This window comes from Pseudomonas maumuensis, assembly GCF_019139675.1.
GTDB lineage: Bacteria > Pseudomonadota > Gammaproteobacteria > Pseudomonadales > Pseudomonadaceae > Aquipseudomonas > Aquipseudomonas maumuensis.
The window spans coordinates 2,422,743-2,441,969 of the sequence record NZ_CP077077.1 but is presented as its reverse complement, the minus strand read 5'-3'; the positions used below and the strand labels follow the sequence as shown (position 1 = coordinate 2,441,969).

Sequence of the window (19,227 nt, the reverse complement as noted above, 5' to 3'; positions counted from 1 at the left end):
CGCGGGGCATGCCCCGCGCTTGCGTTCAAGCCTTGATGTAACGCATCACCGCCTCGCAGATCACCTGCTTGTGGCGTTGCTTGATCTGCTCGTCGGACAGGTCGATCTGGAAGATGTCGCCAAAGGTATGGCGGTTGGACACCCGGTAGAAGCAGAACGAGCTCATCAGCATATGCAGGTCGATCACTTCGATGCCGGGGCGGAACACGCCCTGGGCAACGCCACGGGCGAGGATCTTGCCCAGTGCGTCGAGCACCATGCTGCTCATCTCGCGGATCACCGGCGACTGCTTGACGTACTCGCCGTAGTGGATGTTCTCGGTGCAGACGATACGCACGAAATCGACGTTGTTGGCGTGATGGTCGAAGGTGAACTCCACCAGGCGCTGGATCGCCTGCTCGGGCGCCAGCGAGTCGAGGTCCAGGCTGTGCTCGGTCTTGCGGATGTCGCCGTAGAGCTTGACCAGGCACTCGACGTACAACTGCTCCTTGCTGCCGAAGTAGTAGTAGATCATGCGCTTGGAGGTGGCGGTGCGCTCGGCGATGGCATCGACCCGGGCACCCGCCAGGCCCTGCTGGACGAACTCGGTGATGGCGGCCTGGAGAATGTTCTCGCGGGTCTTTTCCGGATTGTTCTTGCGCGTCTTGCGCAGGCCTTCGACTTCAGGCTTGACGACCGAATCACTCATACCGACTCACAGGCTCGTTGTAGTAATCCGGGCGATTATCCGTGAGCTGGGCGATGCTGGGAAGCGCGGTGTTGGTCGGCTGGTCAGGTTTGGCCTAGGCGCCCCGTCGCCGGCCAAGGGCCTGGCTCACAACACCACCTTGCGCCCTGCCCCGCTGCGTGCCTTGGCCATCGCTGCCAGGCGCACCGCCACGTTGGCCGCGCCATAGCCGGCATAGCCGCCCTTGCGCTGCAGGATTTCGAAGAAGAAGCGCCCTTCGAACGGCTCGGTGTACACGTGGAACAGCTCGCCGCCCTGGGCATCGCGGTCGTACAGCACGTTGTAGTACGCCAGCTCGCTGAGGAACTCGTCGTCGAAGTCGAAGCGCGCCGCCAGGTCGTCGTAGTAGTTCAGCGGGATCTCCAGCAACGGCACGCCGGCCTCCTTGGCCCGGGCCACCTCGCAGAAGATGTCGTCGCAGTCGAAGGCGACGTGATGCACGCCGGAGCCGCGATAGCTGTCCAGGGCGTGGGCGATGGCGGTGTTGCGGTTCTCCGAGATGTTCAGTGGCAGCCGCAGGGTGCCGCAATGGCTGCGCAGGGCACGGCTCTTGACCAGGCCATAGGGGTCGGGCAACACCACCTCGTCGTCGGCGGTGAAGTCGAACAGGCTCTTGTAGAACAGCACCCAACTGTCCAGGGCCTCGGCCGGCAACGCCAGGGCCATGTGGTCGATACGCTTGAGGCCACCACTCGCGCGGGCTGTCGGGTCCAGGCGGAAATCGGTGTCGTAGAGGGTCTGGCCGTTGCCGTCGGGCTGCACCAGGTACAACAGGCTGCCGTCCGGTGCGCGCACCGCCGGGATCTCGCGCTCGTTGGGACCGACCAGGCCACGGAACGGCTGGCCACGGTAGGCCATGGCGCGCTGCAGCGCGTCCTGGCCGGCGTTGACCCGCAACGCCGTGGCGCACAACGACGGGCCATGGGCTTCGAAGAAGTTGTGGGCGAACGAATAAGGTTCGCCATTGAGGACGATGTTGATATCGCCCTGGCGCAGCAGACGCACGGCCTTGCTGCGGTGCGCGCCGGCCTCGGCGAAGCCCAGGCGCTTGAGCCATGCGCCCAGGCGTGCGCCGACCGCCTCGTCGACGGCGAACTCGAGAAACTCCACGCCGTCGTAGCGGCTGGCGGCCGGCGGCGCGAACAGCACGCCCGGCTCGACCGCCCGCGCCTCGCGCTCGAGCTGACGGCGGGTCTTTTCCTCCAGGTACAGCAGCGAGCGCAGGCCATCGGCGGCGTTCTGCCGGGGTGGCGCTGCGCGGAAACCGTCATTGAAGACCTCCAGCGACAGCGGGCCGCGATAGCCGCTGGCCAGGATCGGCGCGAGGAAGCCCGCCAGGTCCATTTCCCCCTGCCCGGGGAAGCAGCGGAAGTGCCGGCTCCATTCCAGCACGTCCATGGCCAGGATCGGCGCGTCGGCCATCTGCACGAAGAAGATCTTCTCGCCGGGGATATCGCGGATGCCGCTGGGGTCGCCCTTGAGCGACAGCGTATGGAAGCTGTCGAGGATCACCCCCAGCGCCGGGTGGTCGGCCTGGCGCACCAGGTTCCACACCTGTTGCCAGGTATTGATGTGGCGGCCCCAGGCCAGGGCCTCGTAGCCGATGCGCAGGCCCCGCGCGCCGGCATGCTCGGCGAGCAGGCGCAGGTCGTCCACCAGCAGTTGTTCGTCGCCCAGGGCGTCGGGCTGGACATTGCTGCACACCAGCACCAGGTCGGTGCCCAGTTCCTGCATCAGGTCGAACTTGCGCTCGGCGCGGTCGAGATTCTTGTGCAGGCGGTCGCGGCGGCAGCCCTCGAAATCGCGGAACGGCTGGAACAGGGTGATGGCCAACCCCAGGTCGGCGCACAACTGGCGCACTTCGCGGGGGCTGCCGGCGTAGTACAGCAGGTCGTTCTCGAAGATCTCGACGCCGTCGAAACCGGCGGCGGCGATGGCTTCGAGCTTTTCCGGCAGGGTGCCGCTCAAGGAAACGGTGGCGATCGAACGGTGCATGGCGGGTGTTCCTTGTTATTGAGTGAGGCCTGGCACGATCGATTATTCGCAGGTAAAGTCGCCCCGGCAACGAACTTTGTACGGAACAGTTAGTTTTTGTTCGATTACCGAACAAAACCCGTTCCAGCGAATTGCTTCACCCACCCCCGTGAACAACCATGAACACCAGTCGCAGGCCCGCCGGCCCCTTCTCGCCGCCACGCCGGTCGTTCGGCGGAACCTGCGCTGCACTACCCAACGTCACCACATAATAAGTTCAAGAAAACGGGTACCGAACTATGCACACCTTGCTCGCCCTGCGATCCGCGCCGCCTCGTTCGTCTTCTCCACACAGCCCCTGCCCGCGCCTCAAGCGCTGACCAATCCGGCCCCTGACAAGAACAACGGAGACAACATGGCCCGCTCAAGCTCCCAAGCCAAGAAAGCCACCGCCAGCGGATGGATCGGCTCTGCCCTCGAGTACTACGACTTCTTCATCTACGCCCAGGCCGCGGCGCTGATCTTCCCGCAGATCTTCTTCCCGTCCGCCGACCCGAAGATGGCCATCATCGCCTCGCTGGCCACCTACGGCGTGGGTTACCTGGCGCGCCCGGTCGGCGCCTTCGTGCTTGGCCACTGGGGCGATACCCGCGGGCGCAAGAACGTGCTGCTGCTGTGCATGTTCCTGATGGGCCTGTCGACCATGGCCGTCGGCCTGCTGCCGACCTACCACGATGTCGGCCTGCTGGCCCCGGCGCTGCTGGTGCTGCTGCGCCTGGTCCAGGGCTTCGCCGTGGCCGGCGAGATCTCCGGCGCCAGCTCGATGATCATGGAACACGCGCCGTTCGGCCGCCGTGGCTACTACGCCAGCTACACCCTGCAAGGGGTGCAGGCCGGCCAGGTGATGGCCGCCGCGGTGTTCCTGCCGCTGGCCTACTTCATGCCCAGCGAGGCCTTCAACGACTGGGGCTGGCGCATTCCGTTCCTGATGAGCGCGCTGGTGCTGGTGGCTGGCTTCATCATCCGCAAGGAAGTCCACGAGACCCCGGCCTTCGTCCAGGAAGAGCAACAGGACAAGGTGGCCAAGTCGCCGATCAGCGAGGCCTTCCGCCACAGCTGGAAGCACATGGTGCTGGTGATGTTCATGGCGCTGATGAACGTGATCCCGGTAGTCGCCACCATCTTCGGCGCCGCCTACGCAGTGCAGCCGGCATACGGTATCGGCTTCGACAAGAGCGTGTACCTGTGGATCCCGGTGGTGGGCAACATCGTCGCGGTGCTGGTGATCCCCTTCGTCGGCAACCTCAGCGACAGGATCGGCCGGCGCCCGACCATGATCGCCGGTTGCCTGGGCTCGGGCCTGCTGGCGTTCGTCTATCTGTATGCGATCAGCATCCAGAACGTGCCACTGGCCTTCGCCGCCTCGATCGTCATGTGGGGCATGGTCTACCAGGGCTACAACGCGGTGTTCCCGAGCTTCTATCCGGAGCTGTTCCACACCCGCTACCGGGTCTCGGCCATGGCCATCGCGCAGAACCTCGGCACCATGATCACCGCCATGCTGCCGGCGTTGTTCGCCGCGGTCGCGCCGCCGGGCTCGGACAATATCCCGCTGGTGGTCGGCGGGCTGGCGTTCCTCATCACCTGCGTGTGCGCACTGGCCGCCTACCTGGCACCGGAAACCCACCGGCTGGCAATGGAAGACCTGGGCAACCCGCAGGCACAACCCATGCCGCGTGAAGCCTATGAAGCGAGCCGCAAGGGCAGCCTGAAAGCATTCGGCCACTGACCGTCAACAGCCGTTCCGAACATGGTGTTAGGTTTCCCGTACGGGCCTCATCGCCGGCAAGCCGGCTCCCACAGGAATTGCGCATACCCTGTGGGAGCCGGCTTGCCGGCGATGATACCACGCGAGCGGCGCTCTATCTCAAGGGGCCGCAACACATCCGTCGAACAGGTGCCGATCAGAGAACCGACAACGGGTACTCGACGATCACCCGCACCTCGTCCAGGTCCGACTCGAAGGCCGTGGCCCGGGTGGTGGCCTGGCGCACGCGCAGCGCCAGGTCCTTTGCCGCGCCGGTCTGCACCACGTACTTGACCTCGATGTCGCGCTCCCAGCGCTTCTGGTCGGTGAGCGGATCGCCGTTGCCGTCGCGGCGCATGTAGTAGGCGTTGGCTTGGCTGTAGTCAGCGTCGCTGCCCCGGCCATAACGGGTCATGAACGACAGCCCGGGCACACCGTAGGCGGCCATGTTCAGGTCGTAGCGCAACATCCATGAGCGCTCTTTCGGCGAGTTGAAGTCGCTGTACTGGATGGAGTTGTCGAGGAAGATCGAATCGGACTGGCGCAGGTAGTCGAAGTCGTCGTCACCGTTGTTGCGCTGGTAGGTCAGGGCCAGGGTATGGGCGCCGTAGCGCACGCCGAGCTTGGCGCTCCAGATGTCGTTGTCGAACTGGCCCAGGCGCTGACGCCCTTCGTCCCTGGCGTTGTAGAAATTGAACCCGCCGATCAGCGCCAGCTCGTCCGACAACGGCCAGGTCACGCTGGTGCCGGCGTAATACTGGTTCCACACATCCTTCAAGCGACTGCCGAAAAGGCTGACGCTGATGTTTTCGTTGATTGCGTAGTCGCCACCGCCGTAGGCGATCCACGGCGAATCCACCGGGCCGCCGTAGAACGTCACGAAGTTGTCGCGCAAGTCGCTGGACACCGGCTGGCTCATGGCGTGCAGGCGCCCGGCCTGCAGCGTCAGGCCTTGCACACTGGTGTTCTCCAGGGTCACGCCGCGAAAGCTTTCCGGCAACAGCCGCGAGTCGCCGGCGGCGACCACTGGGTTGGCTGGGAACACATCCCCCACCCGCAACACCGTATCGAACAGGCGCACCTTGGCCGCGCCACCGAGTTTGGTGTATTCGTCGCGGGCCTGGCCATCGCGGTCCACCGGCAGCAGGTCGAACGAGCTGCGCCCGCCGTTGCGTCCGCCACCGGTGTCGAGCTTGAGCCCGAGCATGGCGAAGGCGTCCACCCCGACGCCCAGCGTACCTTGGGTGAAACCGGACTCGAAGCGGGTGATCACGGCATGGGCCCAGGCCTCGGAGTAGCCGTTGCCGCTGTCCTTGCCACTGTTGTAAGTGGGGGCCGGGCCATCGCGATGATCGCGATTGAAATAGTAATTGCGGTTGAGCACGCTCAGGCGGCTGCCCTCGATGAACCCTTCCTTCTGCTCTTCTGCGGCCCAGGCCGCCGGGCCGAAGCCTGCCAGCGCCATTAGGGCGGCCAGGGAAAGTGTCGGATTGCTCTTCATCCACTGCTCCTTCGATTGCGGCTGTTCTTGTTGTCAGGCCTCGGCGCTGGGCATCCCTGGTTTGGCCAGTTGCACACGCACCCTGCCCCATCGGCCGAGCGTGATGCTCGCCGCTGGCGGATAACGGGAAGGTGATGGGGGAATTACAATCGTGTCATGCGCAGCCAGGAGAGCTGCGTTGCGCCCACCTTTCATATCTGTAACCCGGCCGTCATGCCCCTGTTGGTCGGCCATCGCTAGCGTGGTCTGCGAAACGAACCTTTCGGAGGCACGACCATGCTACGACCGACCCTGACCGCCGCCCTGCTGGCGCTTTCCCTCTCGACCCAGGCCAGCGGCTTTTCCAGGCTGGACAGCGAACAGCTGCTGGCGGACCACCAGCAGGCCGTGGAGGCCTATGCGGCCAAGCGGGCAAAGCCCGTGCCGGAGATCGTCGACTACCGCTACGGCATGAAGCTCGACGTCGCCCGCCTCGTGCGCCAGTCGGGCGACCCGCGCACCTGCGAGGTGGTGCCGCGGCTGATGACCTTCGAGGACAGCCAGGGCACCTTGCGCACCGTACGCTACGTGGTGCAGTCGCAGTGCATCAACAACAAGTAGTTCAGCCGCGCAGCCCGTCCACCAGTTGCAGGCTATTGCGCCCGCTGCGCTTGGAGGCGTACAGCAGCACGTCGCCTTGCTCGATCAAGGCCGCGAGACTGGCCGGCGGGCGGTCGAACAGGTTGGCGCCGATGCTCAGGGTCACCGCCTCGGGGGTGCGGAACGACTGTTCGGCGGTGGCCTGGAACTGCTGGCGCAAGGCTTCGGCCAGGCGCTGGATGGCTTCGCGCGAAGCCCCGGCCAGGAGGATGACGAACTCGTCGCCGCCCAGCCGCGCGGCGATCGCCCGCTCCGGCAGCATGGCCCGGATCATCTCGCTCAAGGCCACCAGCAGGCGGTCGCCGGCGGCATGCCCATGTAGGTCGTTGACCAGCTTGAAGTGATCGATGTCGATCAGCAGCAAGGCTCCTGGGTTCGCCGGCGAGACCTCGGTGAACAGCGTCGTCGCCCTTACTTCAAGTGCCCGCCGGTTGTACAGGGCGGTCAGCGGGTCGCGCGCAGCCAGGCGCTCGATCCGCTCCTCGCGGCGGTAGCGCACGGTGCCGGTCATCGACAGGGCGATCAGCATGATCGCCATGGCCCCCTCCACCAGCGACACCTGGATGATCTGCCCGCGAAACGCCGTCAGGTCGATCAGCGTCCCCGGCAGCAGCGCCGGCAGCGTCTTGGCCAGGTAGAACAGCCCGTGCAGCAGCAGGATGCAGCGCAACTGCACCGCGCCGACGCTGAACGACTTGCCGTGCGGGCGCAGCAACGCGCTGGCGTACAGGGTGAACGCGGCGACCAGCAACGAGTTGGCCACCAGGAAGGTCTTCGACCAGGTGGGCCACTGCGGCAGCAGCAACAGGCTCAGCCAGGCCAGCGGGGCCAGGTAGCAGAGCCGTGACAGACGGGTTTCGGTAAAGCGTGACACCCCCAGCAGGAACAGCCAGTGGGCGGCCACCAGCATGCCGTTGGCGAACCAGATGCCGATGAACAGGTAACCGCTGCCACGCAGCAAGGCGAGCGAGGAACCGACGCTGATGGTGGCGAAGCTGGCGCTCCAGCACAGCAGCGAGGACTCGCGCACGCTGCGCCACTCCACGGCCAGATAAAGCGCGGCGGCCGCGGCCAGGGCGATGGTGAGGGTCAGCATGGTGGAAGCGTCGAACGCCATGGGTGGAAGTGGCCTGTATCTGGGTTACCGTTCAGAACGGTGATTGTATGCGTTCAAGGGCCAATGCACAGGCATAAATGATATCCAAATGATGGCATTCGGACGGATAACCCATTCATTCGCCTACCAGACGACAGTCACCTGTCATTGCCCGGAGAGGAAGCTCACCAACTGTCGCCCATGCGAGCTGAGCGCTTCCCAACTGCGGAAGCAGATACGCAACTCCAGGGTCGCCCAACGCTCCTCCAGCGCCACCCGGCGCACCGCCAGTTCCTGTTCGGCGCGCACGGCCGCCGTCTCCGGCAACATAGCGATGCCCGCGTGCTGGGCCACCAGTTGGGCGATCGCTTCGAAGCTGGGCGCGCGCACCCGCACTTTCAACGGCATGGCCAGGTTCATCGCCAGCTCCTCGACGAAGCGCTGCATGGCACGCTCGGCGGGCAGGCAGACGAAGGGAAAGCCCAGCGCGTCCGCCAGGCGCAACTGGCCGCGTCCGGCCAACGGGTGATCGAGCGGCACCAGCAGCACCAGGCGCTCGGTGCGAAACGGCAGCGATACCACGCCCTCGTTGACCAGGTTGCCGTCGTACACGCCGATCTCGCACTCCCCGGCCAGCACCACCCGCAGCACATCGATGCTCTTGTGCTCGACCAGTTGCAGGTCGACCTCCGGGTAGTCGGCCAGGAACGGCCCGAGCACGGCCGGCAGCAGAGTGCTGTTGGTCACGGTGGACGCCGCCAGGTGCAGGGTGATGCGCCGCTGGCCGGCAAGTTCGCGCAGCGTGTCCTGCAGTTTCTGCGCCTCGCCCAGCACGCCCCGCGCCGACTCCAGCACCAGGCGCCCGGCCGGGGTCAGTTGCATGCCGTCGGCCTTGCGCAGGAACAGGGTCAACCCGCTGCGCGCCTCGAACAGGCGCAGGCGGGTGCTGGCGGCCGATACCGCCACCGGGAAGGTGGCCGCGGCCTTGCTCAGGCTGCCGGTGGCGGCAATGCCGGCGAGCAGCCGCAGGTCGGCCAGATCGAAGTGCATCAAGACTTCTCCAAATCAGAACGCCATATTCGAGAAAAAGCGATTCTAGCGCGGTTGTGTTCTGCGCAGAATAAACCGCACTTCCTTTCCATCACGGACCTGTCATGACCCACCTGCCCGCCCCGCTCCAGCGCGCCCTTGCCAACGGCAGCCTGTATGCCGTACTTGCGGCCCTGGGTTTCAGCTTCAAGGCCATCTTCGTCAAGCTCGCCTATGCCGCAGGCCCGGTGGACGCCATCAGCCTGCTGGCGCTGCGCATGGCCCTGTCGCTGCCATTGTTCGCCTGGCTGGTGTGGGCCAGCCGTGGCCAGGGCGGCGCGCCGTTGAGCGCCGGCGACGGCCTGCGCGTGGCCTTGCTCGGCCTGTTCGGCTACTACCTGGCCAGCCTGTTCGACTTCTACGGCCTGCAATACATCAGTGCCGGGCTCGAGCGGCTGATCCTGTTCACCTACCCGACCCTGGTGCTGGTGATCCAGGCCATCGTCCAGCGCGAACGCCCGACCCTGCGCACCCTGGCGGCCATGGGCCTGTGCTATCTGGGGCTGGGCATCGCCTTCGTCCACGACATCGGCGCGGCGGGCGGCGGCAATGCGGTATTGGTCGGCTCGCTGTGGGTGTTCGCCAGCGCGGTCACCTATGCCCTGTACTACTCGGGCACCGGCATGATGCTCAAGCGCATGAATTCGATGCGCCTGGCCGGATTGTGCGGCACCGCCTCCTCGCTGATGGTGCTGGCCCACTACCTGCTGGTGGCCGATGTCGCGCCGCTGCTGCAGTTGCCCGGCACGGTGTGGCTCAACGCGGCATTGATGGCGCTGTTCTCCACGGTGCTGCCGATCTACTGGGTGGCGCTGGCGATCCAGCGCCTCGGGCCCACGCACACGGCGGCGGTGGGTAACCTGGGGCCGGTGCTGACGATGCTGGCCTCATGGCTGATCCTCAGCGAGGCGATCAGCGTGTACCAGGTAGCCGGGTTGGTCCTGGTGCTTTTCGGTGTGTCGCGGCTGAAACCGGCGAAAAAGCCAGAAGCGCCAACCGCGCCGACCCCGGCCTCGGCGCGGCCCCTGTAACGACAGCGGTGCGCCTGCAAGGCGCCATGCATCCGCTGCGGGCACGCATTGCATTTGCCCTGCACGGCGAACCCATGGCATAGAAAGGCTGTCCACGTCCTTACCCGGCCACATCGCGCCCTCCAGGAGATTCCCATGAGCAAGCCCCCTTATGTCCCGCCCAAGGTCTGGACCTTCGAGGCCCCCTCCGGCGGCCAGTTCGCCAGCATCAACCGCCCGGTGGCCGGCCCGACCCACGACAAGCCGCTGCCCACCGGCAAGCATCCGCTGCAGCTCTACTCCCTGGCCACGCCCAACGGGGTCAAGGTCACCATTCTCCTCGAGGAGTTGCTGGCCCTCGGTCACGGCGGCGCCGAGTACGACGCGTGGCTGATCCGTATCGGCGAAGGCGACCAGTTCGGCAGCGGCTTCGTGCAGGTCAACCCCAACTCGAAAATCCCCGCCCTGCTCGACCGCAGCGTCGAACCGCCGGTGCGGGCATTCGAGTCCGGCGCGATCCTGCTGTACCTGGCGGAAAAATTCAGCGCCTTCCTGCCCCAGGACCTGGCCTCGCGCACCGAGACCCTCAACTGGCTGTTCTGGCAGATGGGCTCTGCACCTTACCTGGGCGGTGGTTTCGGCCACTTCTATGTCTACGCGCCGGAAAAGTTCGAATACGCGATCAACCGCTTCACCATGGAAGCCAAGCGCCAGCTCGACGTGCTCGACCGGCGCCTGGCCGAAAGCGCCTACCTGGGCGGCGATACGTACAGCATCGCCGACATCGCCGTATGGCCCTGGTATGGCCAGCTGGTGCGCGGCAACCTGTATGGCGCGGCCGAGTTCCTGGCGGTACACGAGTACACCAATGTGCAGCGCTGGGCAGAGGCCATCGCCCAGCGCCCGGCGGTACAGCGCGGCACCCGGGTCAACCGCACCTGGGGCGAAGAAGCCAGTCAAGTGGCGGAGCGCCACGCGGCCAGCGACCTGGCGTGATCCAGTCCACCAAGCGTCACGTGTACCCTATCCGCGCTGCCTATGCCCCGAGGGGCATAGGCAACAGCGCACACCGGCCCGCCGCTCGATTGCCTGGCTGCAACCAACCATTTCCCCGCTGCATGCCTGCGCCCACCAAGACCTTCTTGCTACACTCGCCGCCATGATTTTCCACCTGCACAACTGTGGTGACAGCATGATCGAGGTAACCGAGGTTTCCATTGCCGAGCTGCGCGACGCGCTCGAGTCCGGCCGCACGACGGCCGTCGAGCTGGTCAAGGCGTACCTGGCCCGCATCGACGCCTACGACGGCGCCGACACTGCCACGCGGCTCAATGCCGTGGTGGTGCGCAACCCCGAGGCCCTGCAAGAGGCCGAAGCCTCCGATGCCCGCCGCGCCCGTGGCGAAACCCTCGGCCCGCTGGATGGCATCCCCTACACAGCCAAGGACAGCTACCTGGTCAAGGGCCTGACTGCCGCCTCCGGCAGCCCGGCGTTCAAGGATCTGGTCGCCCAGCGCGACGCCTTCACCGTCGAGCGCCTGCGCGCCGGCGGCGCCATCTGCCTGGGCAAGACCAACATGCCGCCGATGGCCAATGGCGGCATGCAGCGTGGCGTCTATGGCCGCGCCGAAAGCCCGTACAACGCCGCCTACCTCACCGCCCCCTTCGCCTCCGGCTCCTCCAACGGTGCCGGCACCGCCACCGCCGCCAGCTTCAGTGCCTTCGGCCTGGCCGAGGAAACCTGGTCCAGTGGCCGCGGCCCGGCCTCGAACAACGGCCTGTGCGCCTACACCCCGTCGCGTGGGGTGATCTCGGTGCGCGGCAACTGGCCGCTGACGCCGACCATGGACGTGGTCGTGCCTTATGCGCGGACCATGGCCGACCTGCTGGAGATCCTCGACGTGGTGGTGGCCGACGATGCCGACAAGCGCGGCGACCTGTGGCGCTTGCAACCCTGGGTGCCGATCCCGACCGCCTCGAGCGTGCGCCCCGCCTCGTACCTTGACCTGGCCGTGAGTGCCGAGTCGCTCAAGGGCAAGCGCTTCGCCGTGCCACGCATGTACATCAATGCCGACGCCGAAGCCGGCACTGCCGAGAAACCCGGCATCGGCGGCCCGACCGGCCAGCGCATCAATACCCGCGCCAGCGTGATCGAGCTGTGGCAGCAAGCCCGCCAGGCCCTGGAAGCGGCCGGCGCCGAAGTGGTCGAGACCGACTTCCCGCTGGTCTCCAACTGCGAGGGCGACCGCCCCGGCGCGCCGACCGTGTTCACCCGCGGCATCGTCAGCAAGGAGTTCCTCCACGACGAACTGTGGGAACTGTCCGGCTGGGCCTTCGACGACTTCCTGCGCGCCAACGACGATCCCAAGCTCAACCGCCTGGCCGATGTCGATGGCCCGCAGATCTTCCCCCACGACCCCGGCACCCTGCCCAACCGTGAAGACGACCTCGCCGCCGGCATGGACGAGTACGTCAACATGGCCAAGCGCGGCCTGAAGACCTGGGACCAGATCGCCACCGTGCCCGACGGCCTGCGCGGCCTGGAAGCCACCCGCAAGCTCGACCTGGAAGAGTGGATGGACGCCCAGGGCCTGGACGCGGTGCTGTTCCCCACCGTGGCCGATGTCGGCCCGGCGGACGCCGATGTGAACCCCGAATCGGCGGATATCGCCTGGAGCAACGGCATCTGGGTGGCCAACGGCAACCTGGCGATCCGTCACCTGGGCGTGCCGACCGTGACCGTGCCGATGGGCGTGATGGCCGACATCGGCATGCCAGTGGGCCTGACCTTCGCGGGCAAGGCGTACAGCGACAACAATCTGTTGAAATTCGCCGCTGCCTTCGAGTCTACCGGCTCGCGCCGCATCGTCCCGCCGCGTACGCCGAAACTGGGCTGACGCACCTGATCGCGGGGCCCTCCCGCTCCTGCCCTGGGTAGGAGCGAGATGGCCCCGCGATTGCTTTTGAGCGTTCGACACCTTCGCCAAATTCAACTTTTTGTGTAATATTCAACACAATATTGAATCTGGTGCCGACCATGCTCACCCTCGCCCACGAACGCCAGCTCACCCTGAACGTGCTCAAGACCGCCCTGCAGGCCTTGGGCAGCGTCGTCCCGCGCAATGTTGAAATCCTTCTGCACGACCTCGAACACCCGGAACGCTCGGTGGTGGCGATCGTCAATGGCGAGCTCTCCGGCCGTCAGGTCGGCAGCCCGATACTCGCTGCTCCCGAACAGGACCAAGGATTCAAGGCGCTGATGCAGGCCGCCGCCGACCAGCAGGGCTGCGACCCTGTGGTGCTGCCCGACTACCCCACCACCCTCAAGGGGCGCAGCCTGCGCAGCGCCACGGCGATCTACCGTGACAGCACCGGCCAGCCCTTCGCCAGCCTCTGCGTGAACACCGACGTCACCGGCCTGGACGCCGCCATGGCGTTCCTGCGGCACTTGCAGCCGCTGGGCGCCGCGCCAGCCACGGTACCTGGCGACGAACCCGCCGACATGACTGCATTGATGGCCGGGATCATCCAGGACGCGCTGCAGCGCAGCGGCCAGGGACGGATGACCAAGCAGGCCAAGGTCGAAGCCGTGCGCGTAATGCAGGAGCGCGGCTTGTTCATCGTCAAGGGCGGCGTCGAGAAAGCCGCCGAGGCCCTCGGCGTGACCCGCTACACCGTCTACAACTACCTGGAGCAGCTGCGCGGCGAGCCCGCCGCGGCTGCCCGCGACTGAGCCACGGAGCCCACCATGCCCTTGCATATCCCTACCCCGCTGATCGAATCCCGTCCGCTGTCGCTGAGCGCCGGCCGCCAGGTGTGGCTCAAGCTCGAAGCCCTGCAACCCTGTGGCTCGTTCAAGCTGCGCGGCGTCGGCCACGCTTGTGAGACGCACCATGCTCGCGGCGCCCGTCACTTCGTCTCCTCGTCCGGCGGCAATGCCGGGCTGGCGGTGGCCTACGCCGGCCGCAAGCTCGGCGTGGCGGTGACCGTGGTGGTGCCCGAGACCACCACCGAACGGGCCAAGGAACTGCTGCGCCTGGAAGACGCCAGCGTGGTGGTGCGCGGCAGCTCTTGGCAGGAAGCCAACGAGTACGCACAGACCCTGCTGGGCGCGGGTGACGCCTTCATCCATCCGTTCGACGACCCGCTGCTGTGGACCGGCCACGCCAGCATGATCGATGAAGTGGCCCAGGCCGGCTGTAAGCCGGATGCCGTGGTGCTGTCGGTCGGCGGTGGCGGCCTGCTGCGCGGCGTGGTCGAAGGCTTGCAGCGCAATGGCTGGCAGGACGTGCCGGTACTGGCAGTGGAAACCGCAGGCGCAGCGTCGCTGCACGCGGCCATGGCTGCCGGGCAAACCGTGGAACTGCCAGGGATCACCTCGGTAGCCACTTCACTGGGGGCCAAGCGGGTGGCCGACCAGGCGCTGGCCTGCACCCGCCAGCACCCGGTGGTCAGCCACCTGGTGAGTGATCGCGAGGCGCTCGACGCCTGCGAGCGCCTGCTGCGCGATCACCGCCTGCTGGTGGAGCCGGCCTGCGGCGCGGCGCTGGCCTTGCTCGAACACCCCGAGGCAGTGGCGGCCTTCGGCAATGTCCTGGTGATCGTCTGCGGTGGCGCCACCGCAACGCTGGAGCAGATCCGCGCCTGGCGCGAAGCCTGCTGATCCGACACAGATTCGCTTGCACGCGAGCCTGGGCAGCTGTCGGCGAACACGCTACCGCTATATACTTTTGAACATATCGATTCAGAAGTACGTGTTTGCCATGCCCAGTATCCGTGATCGCAACCTGCAACTGATCCTCGCCGCCGCCAGCGAGGAATTCGCCCACCATGGTTTCGCCGCCGCCCGGGTCGACGCTATCGCCGCCCGCGCCGGGCTGCCCAGGGCCAACGTGTTCTACTACTTCCACAACAAACGCCTGCTCTACACCGCAGTGCTCGACCTGGTGATGGAACCCTTGCTGCGCGCCTCGCGCAGCCTGGTGCCGGAGGCTCACCCCGAACAGGCCCTGCCCCGCTACTTCAAGGCCAAGGCCGAGGTGGCGCGCCAACACCCCGGCGCGGTGAGGGTCTGGCTCAAGGAAATGCTGCATGGCGCCCGGCAACTTCCCGGTGAACGCGCCGAACTGCTGCGCCAAAGTGCCCGGCAGACCCTAGCCTGCCTGGCGCAATGGATGGACCGCGGGCTGATCGTGCGGACCGCGCCGGAGCATCTGCTACTGTTCCTCTGGTCCACGTCGCTGGCGACCTTCCGCTTCGGCACGGCACCCGGCAGCTCGGGACAGATCAGGCCCACCCGCGCCTCCACCCAGGCCCAGGCCGACCTGCTGCTGCGCAGCCTGCGCCCGGCGCCATGGCCACTGGGCAGGAGCGCCTGACCGCTATATCACAATAAATACAACGATTAGCCTATCGACAAGGAGTACCGCCATGACCCCGGTCAACGCCGCCAAGGAAGCCGTAGGCACCCCCTACCAGCTGGAACTGATGAAGCATGCCCAGCGCATGACCTGGGAGGCCGTCGAGCGGATCGCCCAGGGCATCCACCCCGGCATGCGCGAGTCACAGGCCCGGGAGCTGGGCCAGCAGGTGCTGGTCGAGCTAGGCATGCAGCGCATCTGGCACCCTACCCACATACGCTTCGGCAGCAATACGCTGAAAACCTTCAAGCAGCGCTCCGACGGCGATCCCGTGCTGGGTGACAACGACATCTTCTTCATCGACATGGGCGTGGTCTGGCAAGGCCACGAGGGCGATGCCGGCACCACTTTCGTCAGCGGTAACGACCCGCAGATGGCCGCCTGCGCAGCGGCGGCCCGCACCCTGTTCGATGAGGTGCAGGCCCAGTGGCGCGGCCAGGGGGTCAGCGGCGTCGAGCTCTATCACTTCGCCGCAGAGCGGGCTCGCCAGCTGGGCTGGAAGCTGAACATGGACATCAAGGGGCACCGCGTCAGCGACTTCCCCCACGCCATCTACCGCGCGGGCGACCTCGGGGATTTCGACGGACAGCCCGGCGCCGGGCTGTGGATCCTCGAGATCCAGATCGCTCATCCCGAACTCGCCTATGGCGCCTTCCACGAGGACCTGCTGGCCTGAACGAAGCTTACTCCGCCACCACCGCCTGCAACCGCGCCCACAGCCGCTCGACATGCTCGCGCTCGGTGGGCAGCGCGCCTACCGAGACGCGCACCATCCAGCGCCCGTCCAGGGTCGCCGGGGTCACGTAGGCATCACCCGAGGCGTTGAGGCGCTCGGCCCAGGCGCGGGTGTGGGCATCCAGCGCCTCGCCCTCGAGACCCGTCGGGCGATGGCGGATGCACAAGGTCTGCAACTGCACCGGCGCCAATACCTCCCACGTGGGAGCCGCCTCGACCTGCGCGGCCAGCCACCGCGCGTTTTCCAGGTCGCGGCGCAGGCGTTGCTGCAGGGCCTCGACACCTTCGCTGCGCAGCATGAACCACAGTTTCAAGGCGCGGAACCTACGACCCAGGGGGATGCCCCAGTCGCGCAGGTTCTTCACCTCGCCATCGACCGCCGACTGCAGGTAGCTAGGGTTGGTGCTCATCACCCGGATCAGGTGCTGCGGGTCGCGCACATAGTAGATCGAGCAGTCGAAGGCCACGCCCAGCCACTTGTGGGCATTGACCACCACCGAGTCGGCCAGCTCGATGCCGTCCCACATCCAACGGCATTCCGGGAGGATCATCGCCGAACCGGCCATGGCCGAGTCCACATGCAGCCACAGCTGGTTGGCCTGGGCGATCTCGCCGATCGGGCGCAGCGGGTCCAGCGCGGTGGTGGTGGTGGTGCCGGTGGTGGCCACCACGGCGCAGGGCTGGTTGCCTGCGGCAAGGTCCTGGGCGATGGCTTCGCGCAGCGCCTCCGGGCGCATGGCGTAATGCGCGTCGGTGGGGATCAGGCGAATGTTTTCACGGCCGAACCCGGCCAGCAGCGCGGCCTTGTCCACCGAGCTGTGGGCATGGGCGCTGACGTAGACCACCAGCGGCTTGCCCTGGGCCTGCAGGCCGCCGCGCACCTGGGCATGGTCGGTGGCCCGCTCGCGGGCGCAGATCAGCGCCACCAAGGTACTGGTCGAGGCGGTGTCCTGGATCACCCCGCTCCATTGCCCGCTAAGGCCGAGCAGCTGGCGCAACCAGTCGAGGGTGGTTTCCTCCAGTTCGCTGAGCGCCGGGCTGGACTGCCACGACAGGCCGAGCACGCCCAGGCCGGTGCTGAGGAAGTCGCCGAGCACCGATGACAGAGTGCCGTTGGAGGGGAAGTAGCCGTAGAAGTCCGGGTGCTGCCAGTGGGACAGGCCGGGCATCACCAGCTTGTCGACGTCGGCGAGGATGGCCTCGAACGGCTCGCCTTGCTGCGGCGCGCCCTGAGGCAGCGCGGCCTTGAGGTAGCCGGGCTCGACCTGGGCCATGACCGGGCGCTCACCTACGGTCTGGCGGTAATCGGCGATCAGGTCGATCAGTTGGTGGCCGTATTGGCGGAATTGTTCGGGGGTCATGAGTGGTCTCCTGGCTGCACAATGCCTCGCAGTCTAGGCCTCCATCACCCGCCGAATAACCCCGCTTCACGCATAGCTGCTATGGCAAAGACGCATGCCCACCCTGCACGCCGAACTGCGACTGGCGCCACACCTCGAACACCCGGTTGCGCAACCAGCGATGTTCGGCCGAGGCCTGCAGACGCTGATGCCATACCACCCAGTAACGCTGGGTATGCTCGACAAAGCCCATCGGCCGCCAGCTCAGCCCATGCAACCGCGCCAGTTGCCGGGCGATATGCTCGGGCACCGTGGCCAGCGCCTGGCCGTTGCCGACCACCTGGACCATCGCGCTGAAGAACGGCACCTCCAGGCTGACGCGCCGTTGCAGCCCCTGGGCACGCAGATGGCGGTCGATGAAGCTGTCCTTGTCGCCGCCACCGGACACCCGCACATGCTTGAAGGCCAGGTAGTCGTCCTGGCTCAGTTCGGCACGGGCGCTCAGCGGATGGTCATGGCGCATCAGGCACACCGCCCGGTCCTCACCCAGCAGCCGGCCGTGCAGGTTGGGTGGCGACTCGTCGAACAGCGTGGTGGCCAGGTCGATCTCGCCGCCGGCGAGCAAGGCGTACTGCCCGGCCTGCCAGGTGCGGTACTCCAGCGACACCCCGGGTGCCTCCTGCTCCAATGCTTTCACCAGCTGCGGCAGCATATGTTCGGCCACGTAGTCCGAGGCCGCCAGGCAGAAGCGCCGCTCGCAGCGTGCCGGGTCGAACGCTGCGGGCTGGCGCAGGGCGTTGAGCTCGTCCAGTACCTGGCGCAACGGCTCGACCAGCGTTTCGGCGTGTTCGCTGAGCACATAACCACGGCCCTGGCGCACCAGCAGAGGGTCGTCGAAGGCCTCGCGCAGGCTGGCCAGCTGGCGGCTCAGCGCCGATTGGCTGCAACCCAGGCGCTCGGCGGCGTGGCTGAGGTTCTTCAGCTGCAGGAGGCAGTCGAGGGTGCGCAGGTGGGCGAGGCTGAGGGAGGCGAAGGTGGGGTTCATGCAAGCTCCCCTTGGGTGAGTCTAAAGGCCTCATCGCCGGCAAGCCGGCTCCCACAGGCATCTGCGCAACCCTGTGGGAGCCGGCTTGCCGGCGATTGGGCCGCAGAGCGGCCCCTGAAGCACCAATCAGTCAGTCAGGCCGACATAGACGTTCTGCACGTCTTCGTTCTCGTCGATAGCCTCGAGGAAGGCCTCGACCTCGGCCAGGGCTTCGGCGCTCAGGCTGGCAGCACTCACCGGGTTCTTCGGGGTATAGCCGATCTTCGCCGAAGTCACGGTGAAACCATGTTCCGGCAGGGCTTTCTGCACGGCATCGAGGTCGGTGGTGTCGGTGATGAACAGGGTCGAACCCTCTTCCTCGCCGTCCTCGAAGTCCTGAGCACCGGCTTCGATGGCTGCCATTTCCGGGTCGGCGTCGCCTTCCGGGGTCGCCTCGATCAGGCCGACGTGGTTGAAGTCCCAGGCCACCGAACCGCTGGCACCCAGCTGGCCCTTGCGGAACAGCACGCGGATCTGCGCCACGGTGCGGTTGACGTTGTCGGTCAGGCACTCGACGATCAGCGGCACCTGGTGCGGGGCGAAGCCTTCGTAGCTGACCGCATGGTATTGCACGGCCTCGCCGTCCAGGCCGGCGCCTTTCTTGATCGCGCGTTCCAGGGTCTCACGGGTCATCGAGGCTTTCTTGGCCTGGACGATGGCCAGGCGCAGGCGCGGGTTCATGTCCGGGTCGGCGCCGGACTTGGCGGCGATCTGGATCTCCTTGGCCAGCTTGCCCATGATCTTGCCCTTGGCGTTGGCCGCCGTTTCTCTATGCTTGGCTTTCCACTGTGCGCCCATATCGACTC

General features: G+C 66.5%; 17 protein-coding genes. 9 read left to right on the top strand and 8 right to left on the bottom strand.

Annotation, left to right across the window (positions count from 1 at the left end; translation table 11 throughout):
• Nucleotides 1–25: 25 nt before the first annotated feature.
• Together KSS90_RS11140 and quiC are read right to left on the bottom strand one after the other, a co-directional pair.
• Nucleotides 26–688: a TetR/AcrR family transcriptional regulator gene (locus KSS90_RS11140; RefSeq protein ID WP_038705885.1), complete on the bottom strand. Its 663-nt coding sequence runs from the start codon at nucleotides 686–688 to the stop codon at nucleotides 26–28.
• A 126-nt stretch (nucleotides 689–814) separates the two neighbouring features.
• Nucleotides 815–2,722 carry a 3-dehydroshikimate dehydratase QuiC gene (gene quiC / locus KSS90_RS11135; protein ID WP_217869416.1) on the bottom strand — a complete coding sequence of 636 codons (1,908 nt, stop codon included), beginning with the start codon at nucleotides 2,720–2,722 and terminating at the stop codon, nucleotides 815–817.
• A gap of 394 nt (nucleotides 2,723–3,116) precedes the next feature.
• On the opposite strand from quiC, the gene KSS90_RS11130 reads away from it, so the two are divergent.
• On the top strand, nucleotides 3,117–4,490 hold the full coding sequence (locus tag KSS90_RS11130) for an MFS transporter (protein ID WP_217869415.1): 1,374 nt from the start codon (nucleotides 3,117–3,119) through the stop codon (nucleotides 4,488–4,490).
• Between the two features lie 175 nt (nucleotides 4,491–4,665).
• Here the strand turns inward: KSS90_RS11130 and KSS90_RS11125 are convergent, their stop codons facing one another.
• The gene (locus tag KSS90_RS11125; RefSeq protein WP_217869414.1) at nucleotides 4,666–6,009 is read right to left on the bottom strand and encodes an OprD family porin; all 1,344 of its coding nucleotides are present in this window, start codon (nucleotides 6,007–6,009) and stop codon (nucleotides 4,666–4,668) included.
• A 276-nt stretch (nucleotides 6,010–6,285) separates the two neighbouring features.
• Here KSS90_RS11125 and KSS90_RS11120 point away from each other — a divergent pair, with 276 nt between their 5' ends.
• Nucleotides 6,286–6,609: a DUF2790 domain-containing protein gene (locus tag KSS90_RS11120; protein ID WP_217869413.1), complete on the top strand. Its 324-nt coding sequence runs from the start codon at nucleotides 6,286–6,288 to the stop codon at nucleotides 6,607–6,609.
• Nucleotide 6,610: 1 nt separating this feature from the next.
• Here the strand turns inward: KSS90_RS11120 and KSS90_RS11115 are convergent, their stop codons facing one another.
• Nucleotides 6,611–7,765, bottom strand: coding sequence for a GGDEF domain-containing protein (locus KSS90_RS11115; RefSeq protein WP_217869412.1), 1,155 nt, complete (start codon nucleotides 7,763–7,765; stop codon nucleotides 6,611–6,613).
• A gap of 144 nt (nucleotides 7,766–7,909) precedes the next feature.
• Nucleotides 7,910–8,794, bottom strand: a complete 885-nt coding sequence (locus KSS90_RS11110; protein ID WP_217869411.1) for a LysR substrate-binding domain-containing protein — start codon at nucleotides 8,792–8,794, stop codon at nucleotides 7,910–7,912.
• 104 nt (nucleotides 8,795–8,898) lie between these two features.
• Between KSS90_RS11110 and KSS90_RS11105 the strand changes: the two genes are divergently transcribed.
• From KSS90_RS11105 to KSS90_RS11075, 7 genes are all read left to right on the top strand, one after another.
• Nucleotides 8,899–9,864, top strand: a complete 966-nt coding sequence (locus KSS90_RS11105; protein ID WP_217869410.1) for a DMT family transporter — start codon at nucleotides 8,899–8,901, stop codon at nucleotides 9,862–9,864.
• Between the two features lie 135 nt (nucleotides 9,865–9,999).
• On the top strand, nucleotides 10,000–10,839 hold the full coding sequence (gene yghU, locus KSS90_RS11100; RefSeq protein ID WP_217869409.1) for a glutathione-dependent disulfide-bond oxidoreductase: 840 nt from the start codon (nucleotides 10,000–10,002) through the stop codon (nucleotides 10,837–10,839).
• A 196-nt stretch (nucleotides 10,840–11,035) separates the two neighbouring features.
• Nucleotides 11,036–12,739, top strand: a complete 1,704-nt coding sequence (locus KSS90_RS11095) for an amidase (protein WP_217869408.1) — start codon at nucleotides 11,036–11,038, stop codon at nucleotides 12,737–12,739.
• 140 nt (nucleotides 12,740–12,879) lie between these two features.
• Nucleotides 12,880–13,575, top strand: a complete 696-nt coding sequence (locus tag KSS90_RS11090) for a helix-turn-helix transcriptional regulator (RefSeq protein ID WP_217869407.1) — start codon at nucleotides 12,880–12,882, stop codon at nucleotides 13,573–13,575.
• A 15-nt stretch (nucleotides 13,576–13,590) separates the two neighbouring features.
• Nucleotides 13,591–14,505 (top strand): pyridoxal-phosphate dependent enzyme, encoded by a 915-nt coding sequence (locus tag KSS90_RS11085; protein WP_217869406.1) that lies wholly within the window; start codon nucleotides 13,591–13,593, stop codon nucleotides 14,503–14,505.
• A gap of 100 nt (nucleotides 14,506–14,605) precedes the next feature.
• The gene (locus KSS90_RS11080; RefSeq protein WP_217869405.1) at nucleotides 14,606–15,220 is read left to right on the top strand and encodes a TetR family transcriptional regulator C-terminal domain-containing protein; all 615 of its coding nucleotides are present in this window, start codon (nucleotides 14,606–14,608) and stop codon (nucleotides 15,218–15,220) included.
• Between the two features lie 52 nt (nucleotides 15,221–15,272).
• On the top strand, nucleotides 15,273–15,938 hold the full coding sequence (locus KSS90_RS11075; RefSeq protein WP_217869404.1) for a M24 family metallopeptidase: 666 nt from the start codon (nucleotides 15,273–15,275) through the stop codon (nucleotides 15,936–15,938).
• A gap of 7 nt (nucleotides 15,939–15,945) precedes the next feature.
• Here KSS90_RS11075 and KSS90_RS11070 read toward each other — a convergent pair whose 3' ends face one another.
• From KSS90_RS11070 to KSS90_RS11060, 3 genes are all read right to left on the bottom strand, one after another.
• Nucleotides 15,946–17,358: a DOPA decarboxylase gene (locus KSS90_RS11070; protein WP_217869403.1), complete on the bottom strand. Its 1,413-nt coding sequence runs from the start codon at nucleotides 17,356–17,358 to the stop codon at nucleotides 15,946–15,948.
• A gap of 79 nt (nucleotides 17,359–17,437) precedes the next feature.
• A complete protein-coding gene (locus KSS90_RS11065; protein WP_217869402.1) occupies nucleotides 17,438–18,382 on the bottom strand; it encodes a LysR family transcriptional regulator in 945 nt (314 codons plus the stop codon).
• 126 nt (nucleotides 18,383–18,508) lie between these two features.
• Nucleotides 18,509–19,219, bottom strand: a complete 711-nt coding sequence (locus KSS90_RS11060; RefSeq protein WP_023631852.1) for a YebC/PmpR family DNA-binding transcriptional regulator — start codon at nucleotides 19,217–19,219, stop codon at nucleotides 18,509–18,511.
• Between the last annotated feature and the right edge of the window lie 8 nt (nucleotides 19,220–19,227).